Source organism: Acinetobacter qingfengensis, from assembly GCF_008693185.1.
In the GTDB taxonomy this organism is placed as follows: domain Bacteria; phylum Pseudomonadota; class Gammaproteobacteria; order Pseudomonadales; family Moraxellaceae; genus Acinetobacter; species Acinetobacter qingfengensis.
The window spans coordinates 443,340-469,816 of sequence record NZ_VXKN01000001.1 but is presented as its reverse complement, the minus strand read 5'-3'; the positions used below and the strand labels follow the sequence as shown (position 1 = coordinate 469,816).

Genomic DNA, 26,477 nt, shown 5'->3' with positions numbered 1-26,477 from the left:
ATTATTTCATTTGTGCTTTGATCAAATCACCAATGGTTTTTGGACCATTACTTTCTGATACTTGAGCAGCAGCTTGACGAGCCTGATTTAGAGCTTCTTTCTCTTCAGCTTCATCTTTTGCTTTGATCGACAAGTTGATTGTACGAGATTTACGATCAACATTGATGATTTTTGCTTCAACTTCTTGACCAACTTCAAGGAATTTAGTTGCATCTTCAACACGATCACGGTTAATTTCAGAAGCTTTCAATTGTGCTTCGATTTCGTCAGCTAACTTAACAGTTGCGCCTTTAGCATCGACAGCAGTTACTGTACCTTTAACCAAAGCACCACGTTCATTAGCAGCTAGGAAATCATTAAATGGATCACTATTTAATTGTTTAATACCCAAGCTGATACGGTTACCTTCAGCATCTACAGAGAGGATAACAGCTTCAACTGTATCACCTTTTTTGTAGCGACGAATTGCTTCTTCACCAGCTTCATTCCAAGAAATATCAGACAAGTGAACCAAACCATCGATACCACCCGGTAAACCGATGAAAATACCGAAATCAGTAATTGATTTAATTGATCCAGATACTTTTTCGCCTTTTTCATGGTTTTTCGCAAATTCTTCCCATGGGTTAGCACGAGTTTGTTTGATACCAAGAGAAATACGACGACGTTCTTCATCCACTTCAAGAACCATAACATCAACTTCATCACCAATCTGAACAACTTTAGATGGGTGAATATTTTTATTAGTATGATCCATTTCAGATACGTGAACCAAACCTTCTACACCTTCAGCAATTTCAGCGAAGCAACCGTAGTCTGTTAGATTAGTTACACGTGCCTTAACAATCGAGCCTTTTGGATAACGGCTCATGATTTCCATCCAAGGATCTTGACCTAATTGTTTTAAGCCAAGTGAAACGCGGTTACGTTCACGATCAAATTTAAGTACTTTAACAGTAACTTCTTGACCCACTTCAACCACTTCAGATGGATGTTTGATACGTTTCCAAGCCATATCTGTGATATGTAGAAGACCATCAATACCACCAAGATCAACAAATGCACCGTAGTCAGTAAGGTTTTTAATTGTACCTGTAACTGTTTGACCTTCTTCAAGCTGAGCAAGTAATGCTTCACGATCAGCAGAAGATTCAGCTTCCATTACAGCACGACGAGATACAACAACGTTATTACGTTTTGCATCAAGTTTGATGACTTTAAATTCTAACTCTTTACCTTCAAGGTGAGTTGTGTCACGGATCGGACGAGTATCTACCAATGAACCTGGCAAGAACGCACGAACTGGACCGATGTCAACAGTGAAACCACCTTTAACTTTACCAGAGATAACACCAGTAACGATTTCGCCATCTTCAAAGATTTTTTCAAGCTTGGTCCATGTTTCAGCACGTTTTGCTTTTTCACGTGATAAAACTGTTTGACCCATACCATTGTCAAGTGCTTCAACAACAACGTCAACAGTATCGCCAACTTGAACTTCTAGTTCACGCTGGTCATTTAAAAATTCGGCACGGTCAACAACGCCTTCAGATTTAAGGCCAGTGTCAACAGTTACCCAGTCGTCATCGATGCTAACTACAACACCTTGGATGACTGCACCCTTTTCAACGTTAAGATTTAATTCACTTTCTTCAAAGAGGGCTGCAAAAGATTCGGTCATGTGATACCTAGTAAAGTCATATCGGTCTTGGATCAGGCAAGTCCGGTTTAGTTAAGTACTCGTATAAACCATAAATCTGACCGATTTATAAAAGTACTGTTTAAAAAATTAATCTGAATGACTAATCGCAAAGCTGTGATCAATATGTGTAAGCATCTCTGCAAATACTTCATCAATTGATAGTTTGGAACTATCAATAATTTTAGCGTCTACTGCCGCCTTTAATGGCGCAACTGCACGCTGCGTATCTCGCTGATCTCTAGCTTCGATATTAGCTAAAATGCCATCTATTTTAGCAGCTACACCCATTTGCTGCAACTGTTTTACACGCCGTTCGGCACGTGACTGAGCAGAAGCTGTTAAAAATAATTTTACCTGGGCTTCAGGAAAAACCAGTGTTCCCATATCGCGACCATCAGCAACCAATCCTGGTGCTACCGCAAAATCACGTTGACGTTGTAACAAAGCTGCACGTAATTCCGGAATTGCTGCAACTTTAGATGCATATTCACCCACTGTTTCAGTCCGAATTTCTTTGGAAACATCTTGCCCATCCAGCAATACCAATAAGCCATCTTCTATAGATTTAAATTCAATATCTAATTTTTCTGCAGTTTGCACACAAACCTTCAATTGGGTATCCAGTTGGCTTAATAAATTTTTTTTAAGTAACTTTAGCCCCAGTAGACGATAAATTGCACCTGAATCGAGCAAGTGAAATTGATAATGTTGTGCCAGCTTTGCAGCCAATGTACCTTTACCTGAACCGCTTGGTCCATCAATCGTAATAATTTTAATTGCCATTTTGTCTGTCTTCACATATATCAATCGGTTTTTATAGCCTAAGCGAAATTGCCACCAATGAAAAGACACAAAAAATTCCACAAAATATAAAAGATGAGTTATTCAACAATTTTAGAGAAATTATTAATGTTTTAATCAATAGTGCGGCGCTATTTTTTTATTGATCTTCTAAGCTTAAAAAACTGCTTTAACAATAAGCGGCTTTCTTCTTCCCTACAGCCACCCACAAAATCAAAATAATGATTATAAAATCCTTGTGCGAGTAGCTGTCTTGCACTTACTAAAGATCCTGCACGAGGTTCATGTGCCGCAAAAATCACCTTACCAATACGAGCATGAATCAAAGCGCCTACACATTGCGTACAAGGCTCAAGTGTCACATATAAAGTCGAGCCTTCCGGCAATCGATAGTTTTTTAATTGTGTACAGGCGTGACGAATGGCTTGAATTTCTGCATGTGCTGTTGGATCATGAGAGGTAATTGGACAATTAAATCCTTGCCCGATAATTTGCCCCTCATGCACAATAACAGCACCAACAGGAACTTCCTGCTGTTCCTGTGCGATTTTTGCCTGTTGAAGTGCCTGTTGCATCCAAAACAAATCTTCTTGTGTAAAATTATCCACTATAGATGATGCAAGGTGTATCACTTTAAAATACCGTACTGCCTTAACAAGGCATTCCAGCTATCTACAGATTCACTAAAAGGCGGATTATCTTTAAATAAATCGGCTAGATTTTGAAAAGATTTTTTTTGCCAGTCTGGTTGCAGATCTTTATCTACCAACCGAGCACGTACACCTTCAATGAAATCAGCATGCTGAATTTTCCACCCGGAAATTTCTTCTTCAAGACTAAACACTTCATTCCATGAACGATTTTGTTTTGCCCATTGCCATAACAACCAAGTTAATGCCGCAGTTGTTGGTGAACCATTACTCAGATTTTCACTGGCTTGACGCAACCAATCACTACGTGCATTACCCAAACCACAAATCGACTGATAGTCTTGAATAAAGTCTTGTCCACGACAAACACTATGAATGACATCTAGAGAGTTTTGCAAGGGGCCAGCAGCCAAAGGTCGATGCAAACTATTTAAAGTATCATCAATAGCACGGAAATCACCTGCTGAATAATCTTTCCAACGGATACTGGTCAAATGATTCAACACAATATCTCGCCCTTGCTCACAAACATGAGTAGCCCAGCCAATACTGTATGCGCCGGCAGCAGTCATGATTGATCCGGTTAAACCAATAAATAGACCAATGGTGCCACGATCTGCCAAAAAGCGAGTAGCACCAACATCCGGATAAAGCCCAATATTAATTTCCGGCATGGCCAAACGGGAATGCGGCGTAACCAAACGAAATGGGGCTGCCATAAATAATCCCAAGCCGCCCCCCATTACATAACCTTCTCCCCAAACGACCAAAGGTTTAGCATAATGATGTAACAAACGATCAAGTGCATATTCCTGCTTGAAAAATTGTTTGGCCTGTTCAAGCTGATCTTCCAGAACCAATTGCCGTAATTTTCGCACATCGCCACCTGCGCAGAAAGCTTTAGGTGTGGTTGAATCAAACCAAATGGCTTTAACCAAGTCATTTTGATGTAAATATTCAAAGGTGGAATAAAGTGCTGTGACAATCTGTTCATCTAAAGCATGTAAAGATTTTGGGCGGTTAAGTCGTACCGACCACCAGCCATTTTTAAGCGATTCGACCAGAACATCAGGGTGTTTAATATAATCATTACTCATTTTATTTATGCGTCCAATTGCCAATTAATCGGTTCAATGCCGTGTTGTATTAAATATTCATTGGTTTTTGAAAAAACTTTACATCCAAAAAAACCACCACGGTTCGCTGACAATGGGGATGGATGAGCTGCTTTTAATACCAAATGTTTTTGTGTATCAATGCGCTGTCCTTTACGTTGCGCATAAGCTCCCCATAAAATAAACACTACGGATTGACGCTGCTCATTAATGACATCAATCACAGCATCCGTAAACTCTTCCCAACCTTGCTTTTGATGTGAAGCTGGTTGCGCACGTTCTACAGTGAGTACGCTGTTTAATAGCAATACCCCTTGCTTTGCCCATGCACTTAAATCGCCATGACGAGGAGGATTGATATCCAGATCAGTCTTTAACTCATGATAGATATTACGCAAAGACGGCGGTAAATCAATACCCTTGTTCACAGAAAAGCTCAATCCATTCGCCTGGCCTACACCATGATATGGATCTTGTCCTAAGATAACCGCTTTTACTTCAGATAAAGGGGTTTCATTTAATGCACGAAAAATCTGAGCGTTCGGAGGATAAATTAATTTATTTTGCTGCTGCTGTGTTTTTAAAAATTCTTTTAAGTGCTGCATACGCGCACCCGTTAAAGAATCTACTAACGGATATTTCCAGCTATCATCCAGCTTGACACGTTTGAGTTGTTCTGTTGTTTTTTCACTCTGCATACAGCAAAATCTACCCTGACTTTTTTACAATTGAACTTGCAATTCTACCACAGGATTTATAAAACTTTGACCACTCTTTAGCCTGTCATATAAATCTGCACGACTCCACTCTGCTTTAACTTGCTCTGAAAATTCAATTTCTTGCAAAGTTAAAATACCCATTTGCTCATTTTCAATGTCTTCCAGAAAACACTGAGCATATCCAGTATCAGTTTCATGCACAATCACAGAATGAACTGTAACATCCCCTTCACCATTTTGAGTTTGCGTTTGCTTCAATACTTCTGCAACAAGAAAGAAAAACACTCGGGAAAATTGCTCTGCTGAAGGAGAAACAGGTAAGGCAATCCATCTGGCACTAAACTTCTTGCAAGCAGCAATATATTCTGCACTATCTTTATTCCAAAAGGTGATGGCATGATCAAAACTATCAATAAAATCCTTAATTACACCTTTTAATAATCCGAAGTCATAGACCATTTGTCCATGATCAAGCCGATTTGCCTGCAATAAAATTTCTACTTTATAACTATGACCATGAATGGAACGCTTACAGCGATCTGATGTACAATTGCGTACAATATGCGCATTTTCAAACTTAAATAATTTACGAATAATCATAATCAGTCAAAATCTTATAAATCTAGTCAAGTATAATCTAACCAATTTAATTGTGAATATATTTTATGAAAAGTTGAAAATTCTTTCACTATCACTGTATAACTTCACATTCATTAACAAAACATTTTAAAATATTAAGATTAATCAATCCTAATATTTCAGGATTTTCTTATGCTTATTCGCTCCGCCCAAATTCAGGATATTCCTGCGATTACTACAATTTATAATGATGCAGTACAACATACTACTGCCATCTGGAATGATCAATTGGTAACACAGCAAAATCGTGAACAATGGCTAACAGCAAAGCAACAAAATAATGAACCTGTTTTTGTAGCAGTCGATATGCAACATCAGCAAGTCATGGGTTATGCCAGTTACGGGCAATGGCGATATTTTGATGGTTATCGCCACAGCATTGAACATTCCATTTATATTGATACAACTTATCGTGGTCGTGGTATTGGAACCCACTTACTTAATCAATTGATTGAAACAGCGAAACAACAAAATAAACATGCCATGATCGCTGCAATCGAATCCGGTAATATTGCATCCATTCAACTACATCAGAAGCTGGGATTCCAACATATTGGCACTTTTCCACAGGTTGGTAAAAAGTTCGGACAATGGCTGGATCTCACTTGTCTGCAATTGCTTCTCAATGAGAGTAAATGAATTAATTTTGATATTACCAATCTCTTTTCAATCCGTTAGAACGGAGTATACTTGTGCTCCTTGAACGCTAGTTTTTTGCTGTAGAATGTGCTTATGAATAGCAACCGCCATTTTCATATTTCTGTTCTTTGTCTTGCTTCTTTGTTATTGACTGCCTGTGGCGGACAATCAGGTGCAGAAAATGAAAACAAATTAAGTGCAGAAAAAATCAAACAATTGATTCCTGCACGTGTACAGGATCGGGAATCATGGGCACAAGATATTCTAGAAATCACAGATGAATTAAAGATTCCTCAAAATGCGGAAAACATGTGTACCATTGTTGCTGTGGTAGATCAGGAGTCAAATTTCGTTGCTAATCCCGTTGTACCCGGTTTAGGAAATAAAGCTGCCACAGAAATTAAAGAACGTCTACAAGATAAACTGGGCAAGACTATGGCAGGTTATTTTGAAAATATGCTTAAAACCAAACCAACACCTGATGATAATTATTTAAATCAGATTAAAAAAGTTAAAACAGAAAAAGATCTTGATCAATTATATCGGGAAATGTTTAGCTATTATAGTCAGCAATACCATGTCAGCTTATTAACCGGCGCAGCAAAACTGGTCGGAGAAGATCTTGCCGAACGCTTTAATCCAATTACCACACTTGGGTCAATGCAAGTGCATGTTAATTATGCCAAACAAAATAAGCGTTCATACATGAATATTAATCAGTTACGTGATGAACTGTATACAGAATATGGTGGTTTGTATTATGGAATACATCGTTTGATGATGTATCCTGCTAATTATGATAAACCTTTATACCGCTTTGCAGATTACAATTCTGGCATGTATTCCAGCCGTAATGCTGCCTTTCAAAAAATGCTCAACAAATTAATGGATGAAAAAGAAAAACTTGATCTAGATGGTGATTTATTGCAATACAACAAAGATGGTGATGTAAAGTTACAAAAAAGTGGTACTGAACAAGCACTCATGCAATACTTTTCTAAAGACCCTACAGCACCATCTGCAGGAGATATTCGATCTGATCTAAAAAAAGAAAAAACTCAAGCCTTTGAAAATACCAACACCTATAAATATGTCATAAAAAAATATCAAGATAAAATAGGTCATGATGCACCTTATGCCATTATGCCAAAAGTAGTGATTTCTGGCCCTAAATTAAGCCGTGATTACAACACCAATTGGTATGCTGAACGTGTGAATAGCCGTTATGTTAGCTGCATGCAACGTGCTAAACGTTTAAAACTAAAAATATCCTAACTGATGTCTGCACTTGCACTATTTGACTTTGATGGCACGCTGTGTGAAAAAGACAGTTTTACCGGATTTATGCACTATGTATTTGATAAGCCTTATTTTTACAAGAAAAGCTTAAAAGTTTTGCCACAAATTATTGCGTATTATGCAAAAATTTATCCGCCACATCGTATGCGTCCTGAGCTGTATCGACAAATGTTTAAGCATTACCCTGTCAATAAAGCAAAATATTATGGCGAACAATTTGCACATTATCTTTATTATTCTGCATTAAACCAGCAGTTATTGGAACGTTTGCAATGGCATCAACAGCAACAACACCATGTGGTTATTGTTTCTGCATCATTGGATTTATATCTGGAACCCTTAGCACAGCGTTTAGGCGTAGAGCTAATCTGCACCAAAGTTGATTGTTTAAACAATCAATTGACAGGTTTTTATGCTAGCCGAGATTGCAGCAATCAGGAAAAAATCAAACAGCTCATTTGTCGTTTAAATCCTAAAGATTATGAATCAATTTATGCCTATGGCAATAGTCGAGAAGATTATGCCATGCTGAAATTTGCAGATCATGCCTTTTGGGTTGATAAAAATTTAAATATGTCTAATTTTGAAAATTAATTCATTTTTAATAAGCTTAATCATATCAACAAACCAAAAATATAATAAATTCAATAAAAAAGATAGCGCATGGCTATCTTTCTTAGCTATATCAGTTTTTGATATAAACTCAAATTAAACCAATATATTGGGTAATAATTTAAGGCTTAACAGAAACCATAACGCGAACTGCCTCCGGAGAGATATTCACTTGTTGTAAGGCCGCTAAACCTTCTTGTTTTAGCTTTTCCAAACGATCAATTTCATCTTGACGAATACCCGAATTATGCTGTTTTAAAAAATTTAACCGATCAATTTCATGTTGCCAGCGATTTTGATAATGTTGTTGCGCATCCTGTACAATTTGCGGTAATTGTGTTTTTACCAAATCCAGCGCCTGTTGATAACGTTCCTCAATAATTTCACGACGAGCTTTAATCACTTGACGAGCATTATTATTATCCAGATGCTGAATATATGGCTGTAAAACGTGGGAAGCAACTTTTTCAGATAAATCCTGACCATTTTCACTTAATAAAACACGAATTAATTGTTTCGGCAAACTGGCAGGCACGTTAAGTAATTTAGGCGCAATTGCATTAAGTTTAAACCATATTTCAACCAAAATTGTTCCCGGTTTAATGGCATTACTTTTTAATAATGCAACGTTAGCACTACCAAAAGACTGGGTATTGATAAATTCCATAACGCTTTCAACAAAAGGATGTTCCAGCGTTAAAAATTGCGCATCTTCGCGGGCTTGTGCCTGATCTCGATAAAAGGTCGCTGTCATACCATCTTCATCAAGTTGCAAACCTTGCACCTGCATCTGATCAGTCGGTCGGATGATCACAGTTCCGTTACTTTGCTCATCAAAATCAATATTGGTTGAAGACATAAATCGTCTGATAAAATCAGGAACCAATGAATTATCTTCGTAATCTTCTAATGCATTAACAATACGCTGGGCAACTTTTGGCCGACAAGAATTGTATTCTAATAATCGATCACGGCCTTCCTGTAATTCTTGCTCCAGAAGCTGACGTTGCTGGTTAACTTCTTCCAGTAATGCTTCAAATTTTTCTGATAAATCGGATAGTAAACAATCTTTAAGCTCAACAATAAAGTTTTCTTGCAAAGTTTGGGCTGTCGGCGAAATATTGCTAAAAATATTGAGTGCTTCATTATACCAGCGGAACATACGTTCCTGTGCAGAGCCTTCAATATAAGGCACATGAATTTGAATACGATTTTGCTGGCCAATACGATCCAATCGACCGATACGTTGCTCAAGTACATCAGGATTCGCAGGCAGATCAAATAATACTAAATCACTGGCAAACTGAAAATTACGTCCTTCTGATCCAATCTCTGAGCATAACAGGATTTGTGCACCATAACTTTCTTCAGCAAAATATGCAGCCGCTTGATCTCTTTCCAATAAACTCATGCCTTCATGGAACATTGCTGTACGAATACCGGCATGTAAGCGTAGTGCATTTTCCAGTGCTTCAACCACCGGACCACTACGTGCAATCAATAATACTTTTTTATGTTTTAAATCTGTACGCAGGGCTTCCAGCAACCAGGTAACACGTGGATCAGTCTCCATCCATGTACCATCAAGTTGCTGTTCTTCGGGCCACATTTGCTCACGTAATTTTCCTGTGGTATTCCAATCTTCCGGCTTTGGCAAGGCAACTGGTTGACAATCCCGTCCCGGAAATCCCTGAATGGCTTCACGGGTATTACGGAATAAAATACGTCCAGTACCATGACGATCTAGTAATTCATGAATCGCACGATAACGTTGTTCTGGTTCATCAGTAAAATCATGTTCCAATAATGCTTCGATAGCTTGAATTTGTTGGGAATCGAGCGGCTCATCAGACATTAATATTTCTGCAATTTTGGCAGTTTGCTGATATTGTTCTTCTTCTTCAAGAAAACGATCCAAGTCATCAAAACGTTGTGGATCCAGTAACCGCAATCGTGCAAAATGACTCTCTACACCCAGTTGCTCAGGAGTTGCCGTTAAGAGTAGTACACCTGCTGTTTTATTGGCAAAATCCTCAACCAGTGCATAACGATCATTACCACCTTCCTGTTCGCTCCACATTAAATGATGTGCTTCATCGACAACCAGCAAATCAAAACCAGCCTCTATCGCTTGTTCATGTAAATCAGGATGATCCAGCATCAAATCAATACTGGCAATAATACGTTGCTCTGTTAAAAACGGATTCAAATAAGGATCATGTTCACGAATGGCTGCGGTACGGGTCAGATCAAATAATGAAAACTGTAGATTGAAACGGCGGCGCATCTCAATCATCCATTGATATTGCAGTGAGTCAGGAACCAGAATTAATACACGCTCACTACGTCCGGTTTTAAGCTGCTGATGAATAATTAGACCTGCTTCAATGGTTTTCCCCAAACCTACTTCGTCGGCCAGTAATACACGGGGCGCAAGTCGGGTACCAACTTCATTGGCAATATAGAGTTGATGCGGAATTAAACCTACTCTTGCACCAAGCAAACCACGCAACGGACTACGGCTCATTTGTGCCTGCATTAACAACGCCTGAATTCTCAGGTCGTACCATTCTTTATAATCAATTTGACTAGCTAATAAACGCTCTAATGGTTTTGAAAGCTGAATATGGGCTCCCAGACGGGTTTCATTGAGATCCTTGACAACATCCTGTCCATTTTCATCAATACGTCTAGCATGATAACGCAACACACCATGATTTTCGTTGATAGCTTCAACAATCCAGTCCAAGCCTTCCTGATCCTGAATGCTATCTCCAACATTAAAGATGATACGAGAAAGAGGTGCATTATTGCGTGCATAAACGCGGGTTTCATCGCTTTTGGGGAATAAAATGCTGACGGATCGCTCATCGACATCGATAAGTACACCTAAACCAAGTTCTGATTCAGTATCTGAAAGCCAACGTTGTCCAATAGCAAATTGTTGCAATTTTCTCACCTTAAACGATTAATTAAAAAAACACCATTCTCTGAGTGTATGCAGCGCATACGATCATAACAGCCTTATCGATTGGAATAAATCTTCAATACTTTAAAATGGTGGTGGACAAACAAACTTCAATGCCTGACCACTAACGGGATGCTTAAAACTTAACGCCGTTGCATGTAAACACAAACGGGAAGATAGGGTCTGACCATCTACCGTTGCATAAAGTGTATCACCAATAATCGGATGCCCAAGATATTGCATGTGGACACGTAATTGATGTGATCGACCTGTAATCGGCGTTAATGCGACCCGACTCACTTTCTGATTCTGAATAGTCAAATACTCAATGACTTCAAATTGCGTTAAAGCGGGTTTAGAAAAATTCGGATCGGCAATATGCAATGGCGGGCGGCTTGGATCGTAGCAAACAGGCACATTCACCTCACCTCGTTCAGGTAAATCACCTTCGACAATGGCTTGGTAAAGTTTGTAAGTTTGACGTTCCTGAAACTGTCTGGAAATATGGCTTTGTGCTGCTTTATTTAACGCAAAAACTAATAATCCTGACGTATCACGATCCAGACGGTGGATCAACAGCGTTTTAGGTTCTATGGCGTGTAAACGTGTTAATACACTATCGAATAATGCTTCACCTTTACCTGGAACACTGAGTAACCCTTCGGGTTTTTGAATGACTAAAATATCCTCATCCCGATACACCAGGCAATCTTGTAAAAAATTACTCAAAACCACGCCTACGTTATGTTTTAGCAAGGGGCAAATAATAGTGATTCTGTTCTTTCAAGGCAATCCATTTTTATAAAAAAATACAGTTTTTTGCATAAAAAAAGCGGCATCTCTCACTGAAAATGCCGCTTTTGGAAGTATTTAATCTTTAGGCCAAAGATTTGACTGCATTAATCACTGCATCTTTGCTAATACCAAAGTGCTTAAATAAATCTTTTGCTGGTGCAGACTCGCCATAACTTGTCATACCAATGACTTTGCCATCCAAACCAACAAATTTCCACCAATAATCTACATGAGCTGCTTCAACAGCAACACGGGCACGGATATTTACTGGTAAAACAGTTTCACGATATGCTGCATCTTGTTGCATGAAGACTTCTGCAGATGGCATCGATACAACACGTACACCATCCAGCTCGGTATAAGCCTGCATTGCCAGATCAACCTCAGAACCTGTGGCAATAATAATGGCCTTTAACTCGCCTTTTTCTTCAGCAAGAATATATGCACCCTTTTCAATATTAGCAATTTGTTCAGCATTACGATTTTGGAATGGCAAATTCTGACGGGAAAGAATCAGTGCTGACGGACCTTCTTTACGCTCTAATGCCGATTTCCATGCCACAGCTGTTTCTACCGTATCTGCCGGACGCCAAGTATTTAAATTCGGTGTCCCACGTAAAGATGCAATCTGTTCAATCGGCTGGTGAGTCGGACCATCTTCACCTAAACCAATGGAATCGTGGGTGTAAACATGAATCACACGTTGTTTCATTAAGGCAGACATGCGTACAGCATTACGTGCATATTCCATAAACATCAGGAAGGTTGCAACATACGGAATAAAACCACCATGTAATGCAACACCATTTGCAATTGCTGTCATACCAAATTCACGAACACCATAATGAACATAGTTGCCGGCAGGATTATCCTGTATCCCTTGACAACCTTTCCAAAGTGTTAGGTTTGACCCGGCCAAATCAGCAGAACCACCTAATAATTCAGGTAGTAATGGACCAAAAGCCTGTAAAGTATTTTGACTTGCTTTACGTGTGGCAATAGTTTCAGCTTTTGCGTTGGTATCACTGATAAATTGTGCAGCTTTTTCTGCAAAATCATCAGGTAAGTCACCGGAAGTACGACGCAGTAATTCTGCGGCTTCAAGTGGATATTTTGCCTGATATTGTGTAAATAATTCATTCCAGGTCGCTTCAGCCTGTGTTCCTTTCTCTTTGGCATTCCATGCTGCGTAAATATCTTCAGGAATAACAAAGGCTTCCTCAGCCCAGCCTAATGCTTCACGAGTTAACTTGATTTCCTCACCACCTAATGGTGCACCGTGGCAATCTTCCTTACCTTGTTTATTTGGAGAACCCAAACCAATAATTGTTTTACAAATAATTAATGTTGGTTTTGTTGTTTCAGTTTGTGCTTTAAGAGTAGCCTGACGAATGGCTTGTGCATCATGACCATCAACACGCAATACTTGCCAACCATAAGCGTTAAAACGTTGCTCGGTATCATCACTGAACCAGCCTTCAACTTCACCATCAATGGAAATACCATTGTCATCATAATAAGCAATAAGCTTACCTAAACCCAAAGTCCCAGCCAGTGAACATGCCTCATGAGAAACACCTTCCATTAAACAACCATCACCTAAAAAGCAGTAAGTAAAGTGGTTTACAACATTAAGATCATCTTTATTGAATTGTGCTGCCAGCGTTTTTTCAGCTAGAGCAAAACCAACCGCATTGGCAATCCCCTGACCTAATGGGCCAGTTGTTGTTTCGATACCTGGTGCATACCCCAACTCCGGATGTCCAGGTGTTTTTGAGTGAAGCTGACGGAATTGTTTTAGATCTTCGATTGACAGATCGTAACCTGTTAAATGTAACAGCGCATATTGCAACATGGAACCATGTCCATTAGACAACACAAAACGATCACGATTAATCCACTGAGGATTACCCGGGTTATGGGTTAAAAACTCACGCCATACCACATCAGCAATATCAGCCATACCCATAGGTGCACCTGGATGTCCAGAATTTGCCTGTTGTACAGCATCCATTGCCAATACACGAATTGCATTTGCAATACGGCGTTCATTTAACGGGGTTGTCATAAGATCAAGTTCCAAAACGTAAACAAGTAAAGAAAGGATGATGTTGAAAATAATATCGACAAATAAATGGATATTATTATTCACAAAATTTAATTAGCTGATATTGTCCTAAAAAAATACTCATGGGTAAAGTATCACAACACAAAAAACCAGCAGACTTACAAAATAGTTGGAGAATTTGACTGAATAACGCCATTGCGACGGCTTTGATTTAGCCGAAAATACTAGCCATTAAAACAACTTTGAGCTAACCTGTGCCACTTTGATTGACTTGAAATAAAGGCTCCAATGTTTCGTGCTATTACTAAATTAAATTTAGTGACACAAATTTTTATTGCTTTAATTCTCGGGATTATTGTCGCTTTTGTATTTCCACAAAGCGCATCTTATGTATCGATCCTTGGAGAACTGTTCATTAAGGCGTTGAAATCTGTGGCACCAATTTTGGTTTTTGTGCTGGTTATCTCCGCCATTACCAATTATCAACCTGCAAATAATAAGCAAATCCGCTATATTTTTATCCTCTATGCAATTGGAACACTACTTGCTGCCAGTTCAGCAGTTGTTGCCAGTTTATTATTTCCTTCCGAACTTAATTTAAAACATGCTTATGATGCAGCAACACAGCCACCAAGCGATGTAGGTCAGGTATTAAAAGGCTTATTGATTAGCTTTATTGATAATCCTGTTCATGCCCTAGCAAATGCCAACTTCATTGGTGTACTGGCATGGGCCATCGGAATTGGTATTGCTATTCGTCATGCTAGTGACACGACAAAGCAGGTTATTCGGGATTTTTCCAATAGCATTGCGTTTATTATTTCTTTAGTTATTAAATGTGCTCCAATTGGGATTTTTGGACTGGTTGTGGTTTCTATTGTAGAAGCCGGCGTAGATGCCATTAAAAACTACCTTCATGTATTGCTGATTTTATTGGCAACTATGGCTTTTGTCGCATTAGTAATTAATCCATTTATGGTTGCACTTGTTATTCGTCGTAACCCTTATCCATTGGTTCTAACCTGTTTAAAAGATAGTGGCATTACGGCTTTCTTTACCCGTAGTTCTGCTGCCAACATTCCGGTTAATCTTGCACTTGCAGACCGTATGGGAGTAGATAAATCGTTATATTCAATTGCTGTACCTTTAGGTTCATCTATTAATATGGCTGGGGCTGCGGTTACGATTACCATCTTAACCATGGCCACTATTCATACACTGGGAATGCAGGTCGATTTATTTTCCATGTTTTTATTGTGTATTGTTTCTGCACTAAGTGCCTGTGGAGTTGCCGGTGTTGCTGGAGGCTCACTTCTTCTGGTGCCGTTAGCCTGTAGCTTATTTGGTATCAGTAGTGATATTGCCATGCAGGTCGTAACCGTAGGTATGGTAATCAGTATTCTTCAGGATTCAACAGAAACTGCGCTCAACTCATCTACTGATGTGTTATTTGTAATTGCTGCCGATCAGGCCATGAAACAAAAACAAGGAATTAGTATTTCTGAATAAGAATTCCACTTTTTTATACAGACAGATAGATTCCCCAATTGAGCATGGGTTAATTGGGGAATTTTTAAAATAATTTTTATTCTATCGCAGGTTTTCCAACCGATGACTGCTGATTATCTTCAATGATAGTAGCATCGACATCTTGTTTAGTTGGTTCAAATTTAATTAATAAACCAATCACGATTAATGGTATGAAAGCAAAGACAGAAATAATCAAAAATACATCCGTTTTATAATTTGCCATCCAGATTGGTAATACAAACATTGCAATTGCCTGAGCAACACCTGTAACAGCACGATTAAACCCAACGCCCACTCCACGAATAGATGCAGGATATGCCATTGTTGGGTAAACCATCATTTGTGCCCCAGGCCCAAATCCTTCTGCAAATAGCCATATACCAAGCATAATGATTGCAGTATAAACCAATAACGAGTTTTCTGGTTGTCCTATCCAAGCCAAGATTAATAATGAAATAAATTGTAGAAAGAACCCAGCCAATAATACATGACGCGATGCTAATCGACTGGCAACATAAACGCCTAATAAACCACCTGTAAATGCAAATAAAAGATTTAACCCTAATGTTGTCGAGATGGTTGTTAAGGTATCTGTATGGAAAAATCGACTTAAAATTGAAGGTAAAAAGAAAGCAATCGTTGTATATTGAAAAGCTACCGAAATATGAATAACAATAGATACAATGGTTCTGGATAAATATGTTTGATTAAATAATACTAAAAAGCCTTCTTGCTTATGTTTTTTCTGTTTTATACTTGTTTCTTTAACTGTTGCATGTGCATTAATATCATACGAATCACGTAAAATTTTGGCAGCTTCTTCCAGTTTTCCCTGATTAGCCAACCATATTGGAGATTCTGTAAGATATTTATTGCGAATAAAAATAATAAGTAGGGCTGGAATAGCACCAAAAATCAGAGAAGCTCGCCATAACCAGTTAATATGTTCCGGAGGTAAAATAAAATATAAGGCCAACACTATACCAAAACATACAGAAGATGCAGCATACCACATTGGGCACCATGCGGCTAATCTTGCGGCCTTATTACTTTTTCCATTAAATTTAGAAAATTCAGACAAATAGGACATTGCCACAGGTAAATCAACGCCTACACTTACTCCCATAATAAATCTGGCAATGATTAACACCCATACATTTGGTGCAAAACCGGCAACAATAGCAGCAATGACAAACAGCACCATATCTGCCATAAATACACGATATCGACCTATTTTATCAGTTAACCAACCCCCAATTAAATTACCGAATATTGTTCCGCAAATAATTGCTGAAGCAACCACCCCTGTCATCACTGGTGTTAATGAAAACTCTTCAACAACTTGCTCTATACCAAAAGAAAGTGTTGTTAAATCATAAGCGTCAATAAATACCCCAATTAAGGCCAACCAGATAACTTTATTGGTTTTACCTGACCCAGCAAATTTTGAAACAAGCTTAGAAACATCATCTGGTGTGTTTATTTCATATCTATCCTGATTTACTGAACTCTCAACACTCATAAGATTATTACTGCCATCAAATAAAGAAACATCTAAATACTTTTTAAGTAAAAAACAAAATAAATAATTCTGAAAATATTATTCATTTTTCTTCTTTATACTTTTAAATATAAATTTCTTAGTTTTGAATTTATTATTTCTAAACTAGCATAACATTAAAATATTTTTAAAATCATATATAAATAATTAATATATAAAATCATCCATATATTCCAAGAAACCATTCAATATTTATAAAATATCAAATAACGCTATCATCAAGAATGATATTTTCAAACAGACAAGTATTTAAATAATCATTATTTAATTAAAAGATAATTTACTTGAGTAATCACCATCAAATAAACATTCTTTAAAAAATTTCATAGATGTACCTTCACGCACATCATTGCGTCGAATAAATATTGTTGGTGTATTCGCAATATCTTTATCAATTTCATGAATATTAATTTGTTTATATATATTTGAATTTTTGATTAAATGTTCAGGTAATAATGCAATACCTACACCTGCTGCGACACATCCCAAAATTCCTTCCAAAGTGCCAAATTCTAATGAATGATAATGTGGTCGACCCAATGAAGTAAGTAATTGCTCAAGTTTTTTTCGATATGCACACCCTGCTCTAAACATTAATGCAGTCAAAGGAATGGTTGCACTTTGTAAATCTGCTAAACTCTTAATATTCCTTGAAGTAATAAGCACCAGTTTTTCATTGAATATCTGTTCTCCCTCCAATAATGCATGATCAATAGGTCCTGCAACAAAGGCACCATCTATCTCATTATCAAGAACTTTTTGAACAAGCTCAGCCGTTGGTCCTGTTTGGACAATTAATTCCACATTCGGATATTTTGAATGGTAATCTGCAAGAATTTCGGGTAAACGCACTGCCAATGTTGTTTCCATCGTACCGATACGCAAACTCCCCAGTGCCACACCATCATCTCTTGCAGCATCAGTTGCTTCATGCAGTAACATTGTAATCCTTGATGCATAAGGCAATAGGCGCAGACCTGCACTGGTTAGGGCCACTCCTCTGCTATGTCGCTCAAATAGAGCAACTCCGACTTCATCTTCGAGGCTTTTAATACGACTGGTTACATTAGATTGTACAGTATTCAACTCTTTTGCGGCACGAGTAATACCTGCACAACGTGCAACTGTAGAAAAAGTTATCAGATCGCTGATTTCCATCTTTTTGTTTCCTTTAAAAGATGATAGGAGAGTTCATTCATCAAATTTACATATAATTAGCAAAAACAAGGCCAACTCTATAAAAAAACAAAAACCAACATATATAATTGAATTTTTTATATAAATTTAAAAATAGTCTGATGATTTTAAATCTAATTCTATAAAATCTTTCTTTAACGTCAGCTTAACTTTAATTTAATTAGCTTTAAAACAGTGCCTTTTGTTATACGAATGCATCATTTCAGAACAAGAATGCACAATAATAAAATCATCAAAAATAGAGATTGCTGACATCAAAATTAAATGTTTTCCAAAGCCTAAAAATTAATTCATATTAAAAAAATGGATATTTTAATGATGAGTATTTTTATGATTTAAATATCTCAATATTATCCTATTTAATTTAACCTATGTTATATCTTTATTGATATACATTTAAGGAGAAATACATGAAATCCTTAAAAAATGACGAAGCTGATGAGTATATTCCATTAAGTATTTATTTTACGATTTTACAGATACTTTTCTATTTTTCATTTATTTTGTTGGGATGTTTTTTTAATGAATTCCTAGCAACTCAAATCGCAGTTTTAAATATACCCCTATCTTTTGCTATGGGGTTGGCAGTTATTTTACTCGGCACTTTTTTGACGGTGATTTATGTGATTGTTGTCAATCGTAATGAGGAAAGCTAAATGGAAAAAATTATTTTTTGTATTTTGCTATTAATCACCAATACCCATGCCATGGCAACAGAGTCAAGTATAGGACAAAGTAATCGTATTTCTCTGACACTGTTTGTACTGATTATTTGCATTACACTTTGTATTACTTGGTGGGCATCTAAAAAAACCCAGTCAACTAGCGATTTTTACGCAGCAGGCGGAAAAATATCAGGTTTTCAAAATGGTTTGGCCATTACTGGAGATGCGTTATCGGCTGGCGCATTTTTAGGTTTAACTGCATTGGTGTTTAACAGCGGTTTTGATGGTTTGATATATGCGATCGGTTATACCACTGGTCTACCTATCGTAGTTTTTTTGATGGCAAGTAGATTAAGAAAACTTGGCAAATATACATTCACAGATGTGGTCTGTTCCAAGCTCAAAGGTACACCTATTCGTATCTTTTCAGCTATGGCATCACTCATTATTGTTTCATTTTACCTAATTGCACAAATGGTTGGTGCTGGTCAGTTGATTCAATTGTTATTTGGCATCAATTATAACGTCGCTATTATGTTAGTAGGTTCGTTGATGGTGTTATATGTAGTTTTTGGTGGAATGATGGCAACCACCTGGGTTCAAATTATCAAAGCTATTCTGATGCTGGGTATAGGTGTTGTCATTAGTGTTTTGGTGATGGCTAGGTTTGACTTTAGTTTTATTCAGTTACTTCAGGCATCTACAGCAATTCATCCTGATCAGCAAAATATTTTGATTCCACAAGCGTTGGCGAAAGATCCTGTTTCAGGTATTTCACTGGCAATTGCATTGATGCTGGGAACAGCTGGTTTACCTCATGTTTTGATGCGTTTCTTTACAGTTCCTGATGCCAAAGCTGCTCGTACCTCGGTATTGTGGTCAACGATTTTCATGAACAGTTTTTATGCAATGATTTTTATTATCGGATTCGGTGCGCTTGCTTTATTAAATATGCATCCAGAATATTTTGATGGTAAAGGTGGCTTGATTGGTGGAAGTAATACCGCTGCATTACATCTATCCCATCTCTTGGGTGGCGATATTATGTTTGGTGCTGTATCTGCAATTGCCTTTTCAACAATTCTTGCCGTGGTTGCGGGTTTAACACTCTCTGGTGCATCAGCGATTAGTCATGATATTTACAGTGCTTTGTATAAAAAAGGAGATTTGAGTAGTGCGAGTGAGCTCAAAATTGTAAGAATTTCAACCATTGTATTGGGTGTTTTTGCAGTATTCCTTGGTATTATTTTCAAAGGCCAAAATGTAGCCTATATGATCAGTCTAGCCTTTTCGATTGCATGTTCATCAACTTTTCCTGTTCTTATTCTCTCTATTTACTGGAAAAAATTAACCAGTATCGGTGCAGTAGCAGGTGGTGGGATCGGCTTATTAAGTTCCTTATTGTTTACCATTATGGGACCGTCTATCTGGGTTAAAGTCTTTGGGTTTAGTCAAGCATTGTTCCCAATAGATCCTCCAGCAATTGTTACGGTACCACTGGCATTTATTGTCTGTATCGTCGTGTCCTTGCTCACACAACCCAAAAATTTGCCAATACATATTGAAGCGAACAAATCTTAATCCTGTTTTCAGCATGAATACTAACTCATATTCATTCACAACAGATTCTTTTTATGACCAATACATTCAACCATAAATCATCAGCAAATACCTGATGTTGAGGAAAAAACATGACAAATTCAAATGATTCCCTAGGACGTACAGGCGCATTTGCAGAACTGATGTCCATCCGTAATGGTACACCTATTATTGCAGATGAAATCAAAATTACTGGTCAGGATCCATTATTCTTTTCACCATTTCGTATCGGCGAAACCACGGCTGATGTGTTGGCAGCTCGGGCAGTTGCTGCCAATGATTTGTGGGAATTGCGTACTGGTCGCCGTCAATCGATTGAAATTGATGTCAGAGCTGCTGCTGCAACTTCGCTTTCAGGCGGAGACATAACCCAGAAAAAAAATGAACAGGGAATATATGAGCCGATTCCCTCTTCTGTGGAATTGAAACACATGATTTCGTTAACCCAGCCATGGCAAACCGCAGATCATCAATGGTTATTACCACATACCAACCTGCCTCATCTAGAAAAAAGAATACTTGATATTTTAAAATGCGAAAGTACGCCAGAGTCTATTGCAGAAGGCGTCAGCAAATGGAATGCTGATGAACTTGAAGATGTGATTGCTGAACAATTTGCCTGTGGTGGCAAGGTAAGAACACCTGAAGAATGGCTTGCCCATCCACATGGCGCATATCTAGCACTCAAGCCTGTCGTCGAAATTACCAAAATTTCAGAAAGTGAGCCTGTGCCTTTACCTGAGGGTGATTATCCAGCTTCTGGAATTAAAGTTCTGGATCTTACCCGCATTTTGGCAGGTCCATCATGCGGATTGGGCTTTGCCGAATACGGTGCCGATGTATTGATGGTGACCTCTCCCGAATTACCACAAGTACCGGCATTTGTCCGTGATACCAGCCATGGTAAAAGAAGCTGCTTTTTGGATTTTAACCATCCTGATGAAGCACAAAAACTTCGGGAATTGATTAAAGATGCCGATGTATTTATTGATGGTTACAGACCAGACCGTCTTGCAGCTCATGGTTTTGGTGCAGACGATATATTTAAACTTAAACCCGGTATAATCCATGTGTCAGTCAACTGTTTTGGTTCCGGTGGACCTTTTGCATCACGCGCTGGCTGGGATCAGGTTGCCCAAGCTGTGACAGGTATTTGCCATACACAAGGCGAAGCCACAAAAGCCGGACAACCAAAGCTTACACCCGTATTTATGTGTGACTTCATGACTGGATTTCTAGGTACATTTGGCGCATTGATTGCACTCGCACGTCGGGCAAAAGAAGGCGGCAGTTATCGAGTACAGGTTTCTTTATGTCAATCTGCCATGTTATTACAACGACAAGGATTAATAGAAGATTTTGAGAATGCTCCTGGTCGCTTAACTGCTGAAGAGTTTGAACAATATGCCGTTTTTGACGATAATACAGGTTATGGGGATTTAAAAAGCTTGGGGCCAGTAGTTCGTATGTCTGAAACCTCACCAAAATGGTTTGGCACCACACCTGATCTTGGTAGCAATCGTGCAGAATGGCTATAAACTAGACCTAAAATAACAGAAATAATGAACGTGGAGAGATTATAAGCCTTCACGTTCTTCATTTTAATCATGCATTTTTATCAACATTATTTTTTAGTTTCTGCAAAAAAGCTTTCATTATTTCCGCAGTTTGTTGACAAGACTCCTCTAGCACAAAATGACCACCGTCTAGTAAATGGATCTCAGCAGATGGAATATCCTTGACATAGGCATAAGCTCCATCGATGGTAAAAGATGGATCATGTTTTCCCCATACCACCAAAGTCGCTGGCTGATATTGCTTAAAATAATCCTGCCAATGCGGGTATAATTTGACATTGGACTGATAGTCATAAAATAGATCAAGCTGAATATCGACCTGTTTTGGCTGCGAAAGAAAATAATGTTCATCTACCCAAATATCTGGATTGTATAACTCAATATTAGGGCTATTACCCACATGCCTTAATTTGGTTGCTTCAAGAGAAACAAAATTTTGTTTTAATTGACTTTCATAACTATCCCTATCATTCCAGAATGCTTTACGGGTATCCCACAATGGCCCCAAACCTTCTGCATGCGCAACGGCATTCTGAACAATCAGAGCATTCACACGTGTCGGAAACTGACTCGCAATTCTAAATCCAATTGGACCGCCATAATCTTGTACCACAAGTGTATATTGTTGCAAATTCAGCTTCTCGATGAATTGCAGCATCACATCACTAAGATTATCAAATGTATAATGAAAATCCACATGCGATGGCCAACTGCTTTGTCCAAAACCAATATAATCTGGCGCAATCAGCCGATATTGCTCTGAGAGCAACAGCATCAATTGTTCATACATTCTCGATGACGAAGGAAAACCATGCAACAGTAAAATAACAGGTGCATCAGGTTTACCAATTTCACGGTAAAAAATTTGGAAGTCATTCACTGCAACATATTTATACTGCATATTCATCAGAATTAAACCATAAATTAACTAAACTTAAAGAAACTTGTGAATTCTGTTACTTAGCTGATTTTCACTACCGTCCTTCCGCGAACCTGACCATCCAGTATTTTGTGCGCAACATCAAAACATTGTTGCAACGTAATTTCTTTTGTCAATGCTGCAAGTTTATCGCTGTCCAGATCCTGAGCCAGACGTTGCCATGCCTGTTCCCGCAAAGATTTTGGTGCCATAACACTATCAATGCCATATAAAGTAATACCACGCAAAATAAATGGCGCAACGGTTGCAGGAAAATCCATACCACCAGCAAGCCCACATGCTGCAACTGCACCGCGATATAGAGTACCCGCACAGGCATTTGCCAATGTATGACTGCCTACAGTATCAATCACACCTGCCCAGCGTTCTTTTTGCAATGGTTTTCCCTGCCCTGACAATTTAGCACGATCAATCACTACACTGGCCCCCAACTGATAAAGATGCTCATCATCCTGCATCCGTCCAGTTGATGCAACAACCTGATAGCCCAATTTTTTCAGTATGGCAATTGCAACATTCCCTACCCCACCATTAGCACCCGTCACCAGAATTTCACCTGAGTGCGGCGTAATACCATGATTTTCCAGCGCCATAATACATAACATCGCCGTATAGCCTGCCGTACCAATTGCCATGGTTTGCTGGAAGGAAAAAGCCTGCGGCTTACGAATCAACCAATCACCGGAAACCTGCGCAAGTTCGGCCAAACCACCCGGAAACTTCTCACCAACACCCCAACCATTCAAAATAACTTCATCACCTGCCTGCCAATCTGGGTGACTACTTTTTAACACCACACCAGAAAAATCAATTCCAGGAATCATAGGAAACTGACGAACAACAGGTGACTGTCCTGTAATCGCCAAAGCATCTTTGTAATTTAATCCAGAATAATACACCTGAACCAAAACATCGCCTTGTCCAAGTAATTCATCATCAATCTGCTTAAGTCGAGCCTGATAGCCATTTAATTCATCTTTTTCAATCAAAATACCGTTAAACATTATCCAAACTCCTGCAATACCATAATTAGACTAGATGTCTATAAATAACCAAAAAATAATGCATTATGATAAATGCATTGATTTTTTATTCAGATGACAATACTGCCATTTTGAATAATTGATAAAATTCATGTAAAGGTTGCTCCGATTTGACTAACCGAGCTCTCAACACCGCACCTTCCCAACCGATCCAAAATTGATGTGCCAATTGCTCACAGCTCAATGAATGGTGAATCTTCTCAACAGGAATTTGCTGCAAACAACAACAAATCTTGACTTCCCATTCTCGAAAAATACTTTCCAGACGATTAATCAACTCCCCATCCAGATAAGATGCTTCCTGTCCTAGATTACCAACCAGACAACCTCGTTTAAACGCATAACGCTGCATACCCTGACCTGCATCTTGTACAAATGCCGCTATCCGTTGCATAGGACTTAAATCTTCAGTTAACAAAAACCGATCCAGCTTTTTAAGAAAATAGACGTTATAAGCATTTACAACCTCGAGAACAAAAGCGTCCTTACTGGTAAAATAATGATAAAAAGATCCTTTCGGGACCTGTACAGAACGCATCAGTTCATCCAGACTGGTAGCGATCATACCCTGTTCCGTCAGCATTTCTATGCCTCGACGTATCAACGTTTGTTTAGTATCTGCATAAGCGAGTCCATGTTTGCTGGGTCTGCCCCTTGGACGTTTTGGTAAAGATGATGTATTCATGCAAAATAAAATAGACCGAGTAACTACAAATATCAAGTATTTGATATAAATATTTTTTCAAACCAATCAAGCTCATATAAATTATTTAATAATTTATATGTATATCATGCATTTAAATTAAAATAATGATGACTTTCCCTATTCCTGACTTGTAATTTCATCAACAAAAATTAAACCCTGTATTGATAATGTCACATTAAAGGTGTATTTTAAATATATCTTTTGAGTCACTGAGTCACAATTATGCTAAGTCCTGAGCAAAAAGATCTCGTTAAAGCAACAGTCCCTGTTTTGAAAGAAAATGGTGTTGCATTAACTGATTATTTCTATAAACGTATGCTAGGTAATAATCCCCAGCTAAAAGAAACCTTTAACATGGGACATCAACGCAGTGGTGCACAAGCCAAAGCTTTAGCTGGTGCGGTGCTTGCTTATGCAGAAAATATTGACGATCCTTCCGTTCTCGCACCTGTAGTTGAATTGATTTGCCATAAACACGTCAGTTTGAATATCCAAGCACCAGATTATGATATCGTGGGTGAAAACCTGCTACATTCCATCAGTGAAGTGCTAAACATTTCCATGGAAGATGACCTGATTGCTGCATGGGGAGCTGCCTACAAACAACTTGCTGACCTATTCATTGCAACAGAAAAAGCCATTTATGATGAACATGAAAAAACCAAAGGTAGCTGGTTAGGCTGGAGAAATTTTGTTGTTAGCCGTAAAGTGAAGGAAAATGACGAAATTACCTCATTCTATTTGATCCCGCAGAATAAACAGTCACTTCCGCAATATAAACCAGGTCAATATATTACTGTTCGAGTTACTGTACCTGAGCTTGGTATCAAACAGCCACGTCAATATAGTCTGTCTGATAGCCCATCTGGTGAATATCTGCGGATTTCTGTTAAACGTGAAGATGCACATGTAGAAAATCAGGATCCAGGTTATGTATCCTCTACCCTACACAACCATATCAACGAAGGCGATGTGATTGAAGTCAGTGCACCTACTGGAAACTTTTTTCTGATCAATCCGGAAAAAAATAATGTACTGATCAGTGCGGGTATTGGTTTAACCCCAATGATTGCGATGTTAAATCAGTTAATTACCGAAAATACTGATCCAAACCAAAAAGCTTCATTTTGGGATAAAATCAAAGCACCATTTACACATCATAATGCACATAAAAATCAGATCAGCTTTATTCATGCAGCACGTAATCCAGAAGTACATGCCATGCGTAAGGAAGTCAAGGCACTGAGTCAACATCACGATCATTTAAATGTGTTTGTCGCTTATGAACAGATTGCTGACAACAGTAAGATTTCCCGTGAAGATTATCAACAATTGGGGCGTTTGGATTTGACCAAGGTACCAGTAAATCTTTTACCTAAAGATGCTGATTATTATCTATGTGGCCCTATTCCATTCATGCAACATCAAAATCAAACATTGTTAGCACTTGGTATTCCACAAGATCAAATTCATAGTGAGGCTTTTGGTACTGGTGGCGTTGCACTGTAAGTACATCATGTTTGTGTAAAATAGATTGCTAACAATAAGTGTTCAGTTTTCTGTAAAAGTTTAATCATTATATATTTCTTAGAAAAAATATATAATTTTGCAAAAATTATCTCAATAAAGGTCGTTTTAAGCGGCCTTTATTT

General features: G+C 38.2%; 22 protein-coding genes. 8 read left to right on the top strand and 14 right to left on the bottom strand.

Going from position 1 to position 26,477, the window contains the following annotated elements; all coding sequences use genetic code 11:
- Position 1 precedes the first annotated feature (1 nt).
- The 6 genes from rpsA to F4V57_RS02045 form a co-directional block, all read right to left on the bottom strand.
- On the bottom strand, positions 2-1,681 hold the full coding sequence (gene rpsA / locus F4V57_RS02070) for a 30S ribosomal protein S1 (RefSeq protein ID WP_070070124.1): 1,680 nt from the start codon (positions 1,679-1,681) through the stop codon (positions 2-4).
- Between the two features lie 108 nt (positions 1,682-1,789).
- Complete coding sequence (gene cmk, locus F4V57_RS02065; protein WP_070070136.1) at positions 1,790-2,485, bottom strand: (d)CMP kinase; 696 nt, start codon at positions 2,483-2,485, stop codon at positions 1,790-1,792.
- A gap of 149 nt (positions 2,486-2,634) precedes the next feature.
- Entirely contained in the window at positions 2,635-3,111 is a 477-nt protein-coding gene (gene tadA, locus F4V57_RS02060) for a tRNA adenosine(34) deaminase TadA (protein ID WP_227515698.1), read from the bottom strand.
- Between the two features lie 20 nt (positions 3,112-3,131).
- The gene (locus F4V57_RS02055; RefSeq protein ID WP_070070125.1) at positions 3,132-4,250 is read right to left on the bottom strand and encodes an enoyl-CoA hydratase/isomerase family protein; all 1,119 of its coding nucleotides are present in this window, start codon (positions 4,248-4,250) and stop codon (positions 3,132-3,134) included.
- A gap of 5 nt (positions 4,251-4,255) precedes the next feature.
- Complete coding sequence (ung, locus tag F4V57_RS02050) at positions 4,256-4,966, bottom strand: uracil-DNA glycosylase (RefSeq protein ID WP_070070126.1); 711 nt, start codon at positions 4,964-4,966, stop codon at positions 4,256-4,258.
- A gap of 24 nt (positions 4,967-4,990) precedes the next feature.
- Positions 4,991-5,587, bottom strand: coding sequence for a 6-pyruvoyl trahydropterin synthase family protein (locus tag F4V57_RS02045; protein ID WP_070070127.1), 597 nt, complete (start codon positions 5,585-5,587; stop codon positions 4,991-4,993).
- A 171-nt stretch (positions 5,588-5,758) separates the two neighbouring features.
- Between F4V57_RS02045 and F4V57_RS02040 the strand changes: the two genes are divergently transcribed.
- The 3 genes from F4V57_RS02040 (at position 5,759) to F4V57_RS02030 (ending at position 8,158) form a co-directional block, all read left to right on the top strand.
- A complete protein-coding gene (locus F4V57_RS02040; protein ID WP_070070128.1) occupies positions 5,759-6,265 on the top strand; it encodes a GNAT family N-acetyltransferase in 507 nt (168 codons plus the stop codon).
- A gap of 93 nt (positions 6,266-6,358) precedes the next feature.
- On the top strand, positions 6,359-7,540 hold the full coding sequence (locus F4V57_RS02035) for a DUF1615 domain-containing protein (protein ID WP_070070129.1): 1,182 nt from the start codon (positions 6,359-6,361) through the stop codon (positions 7,538-7,540).
- A gap of 3 nt (positions 7,541-7,543) precedes the next feature.
- On the top strand, positions 7,544-8,158 hold the full coding sequence (locus tag F4V57_RS02030) for an HAD-IB family hydrolase (protein WP_070070130.1): 615 nt from the start codon (positions 7,544-7,546) through the stop codon (positions 8,156-8,158).
- 139 nt (positions 8,159-8,297) lie between these two features.
- Here the strand turns inward: F4V57_RS02030 and rapA are convergent, their stop codons facing one another.
- From rapA to tkt, 3 genes are all read right to left on the bottom strand, one after another.
- Complete coding sequence (gene rapA, locus F4V57_RS02025) at positions 8,298-11,135, bottom strand: RNA polymerase-associated protein RapA (protein ID WP_070070131.1); 2,838 nt, start codon at positions 11,133-11,135, stop codon at positions 8,298-8,300.
- Between the two features lie 93 nt (positions 11,136-11,228).
- On the bottom strand, positions 11,229-11,873 hold the full coding sequence (locus F4V57_RS02020; protein ID WP_070070132.1) for an RluA family pseudouridine synthase: 645 nt from the start codon (positions 11,871-11,873) through the stop codon (positions 11,229-11,231).
- Positions 11,874-12,021: 148 nt separating this feature from the next.
- A complete protein-coding gene (gene tkt, locus F4V57_RS02015) occupies positions 12,022-14,007 on the bottom strand; it encodes a transketolase (RefSeq protein ID WP_070070133.1) in 1,986 nt (661 codons plus the stop codon).
- A gap of 288 nt (positions 14,008-14,295) precedes the next feature.
- Between tkt and sstT the strand changes: the two genes are divergently transcribed.
- Positions 14,296-15,516 carry a serine/threonine transporter SstT gene (gene sstT / locus F4V57_RS02010; RefSeq protein ID WP_070070134.1) on the top strand — a complete coding sequence of 407 codons (1,221 nt, stop codon included), beginning with the start codon at positions 14,296-14,298 and terminating at the stop codon, positions 15,514-15,516.
- A 76-nt stretch (positions 15,517-15,592) separates the two neighbouring features.
- On the opposite strand, the gene F4V57_RS02005 is transcribed toward sstT, so the two are convergent.
- Together F4V57_RS02005 and F4V57_RS02000 are read right to left on the bottom strand one after the other, a co-directional pair.
- Positions 15,593-17,059: an MFS transporter gene (locus F4V57_RS02005; RefSeq protein WP_070070135.1), complete on the bottom strand. Its 1,467-nt coding sequence runs from the start codon at positions 17,057-17,059 to the stop codon at positions 15,593-15,595.
- A gap of 303 nt (positions 17,060-17,362) precedes the next feature.
- Positions 17,363-18,256, bottom strand: coding sequence for a LysR family transcriptional regulator (locus F4V57_RS02000; protein ID WP_070070360.1), 894 nt, complete (start codon positions 18,254-18,256; stop codon positions 17,363-17,365).
- 449 nt (positions 18,257-18,705) lie between these two features.
- Here F4V57_RS02000 and F4V57_RS01995 point away from each other — a divergent pair, with 449 nt between their 5' ends.
- The 3 genes from F4V57_RS01995 to F4V57_RS01985 all read left to right on the top strand — a co-directional run bounded on the left by F4V57_RS01995 (position 18,706) and on the right by F4V57_RS01985 (position 22,097).
- Positions 18,706-18,951: a DUF485 domain-containing protein gene (locus F4V57_RS01995; RefSeq protein WP_070070361.1), complete on the top strand. Its 246-nt coding sequence runs from the start codon at positions 18,706-18,708 to the stop codon at positions 18,949-18,951.
- On the top strand, positions 18,952-20,541 hold the full coding sequence (locus F4V57_RS01990; RefSeq protein WP_070070362.1) for a sodium:solute symporter family transporter: 1,590 nt from the start codon (positions 18,952-18,954) through the stop codon (positions 20,539-20,541).
- Positions 20,542-20,651: 110 nt separating this feature from the next.
- A complete protein-coding gene (locus F4V57_RS01985; protein ID WP_070070363.1) occupies positions 20,652-22,097 on the top strand; it encodes a CoA transferase in 1,446 nt (481 codons plus the stop codon).
- 67 nt (positions 22,098-22,164) lie between these two features.
- On the opposite strand, the gene F4V57_RS01980 is transcribed toward F4V57_RS01985, so the two are convergent.
- The 3 genes from F4V57_RS01980 to acuR all read right to left on the bottom strand — a co-directional run bounded on the left by F4V57_RS01980 (position 22,165) and on the right by acuR (position 24,804).
- Complete coding sequence (locus tag F4V57_RS01980; RefSeq protein WP_070070364.1) at positions 22,165-23,043, bottom strand: alpha/beta fold hydrolase; 879 nt, start codon at positions 23,041-23,043, stop codon at positions 22,165-22,167.
- A 53-nt stretch (positions 23,044-23,096) separates the two neighbouring features.
- Positions 23,097-24,080: an acrylyl-CoA reductase (NADPH) gene (acuI, locus tag F4V57_RS01975; protein WP_070070365.1), complete on the bottom strand. Its 984-nt coding sequence runs from the start codon at positions 24,078-24,080 to the stop codon at positions 23,097-23,099.
- A gap of 85 nt (positions 24,081-24,165) precedes the next feature.
- Entirely contained in the window at positions 24,166-24,804 is a 639-nt protein-coding gene (gene acuR, locus F4V57_RS01970) for an acrylate utilization transcriptional regulator AcuR (RefSeq protein ID WP_070070366.1), read from the bottom strand.
- A 243-nt stretch (positions 24,805-25,047) separates the two neighbouring features.
- On the opposite strand from acuR, the gene F4V57_RS01965 reads away from it, so the two are divergent.
- Positions 25,048-26,334, top strand: coding sequence for a globin domain-containing protein (locus F4V57_RS01965; RefSeq protein ID WP_070070367.1), 1,287 nt, complete (start codon positions 25,048-25,050; stop codon positions 26,332-26,334).
- Positions 26,335-26,477: the final 143 nt, after the last annotated feature.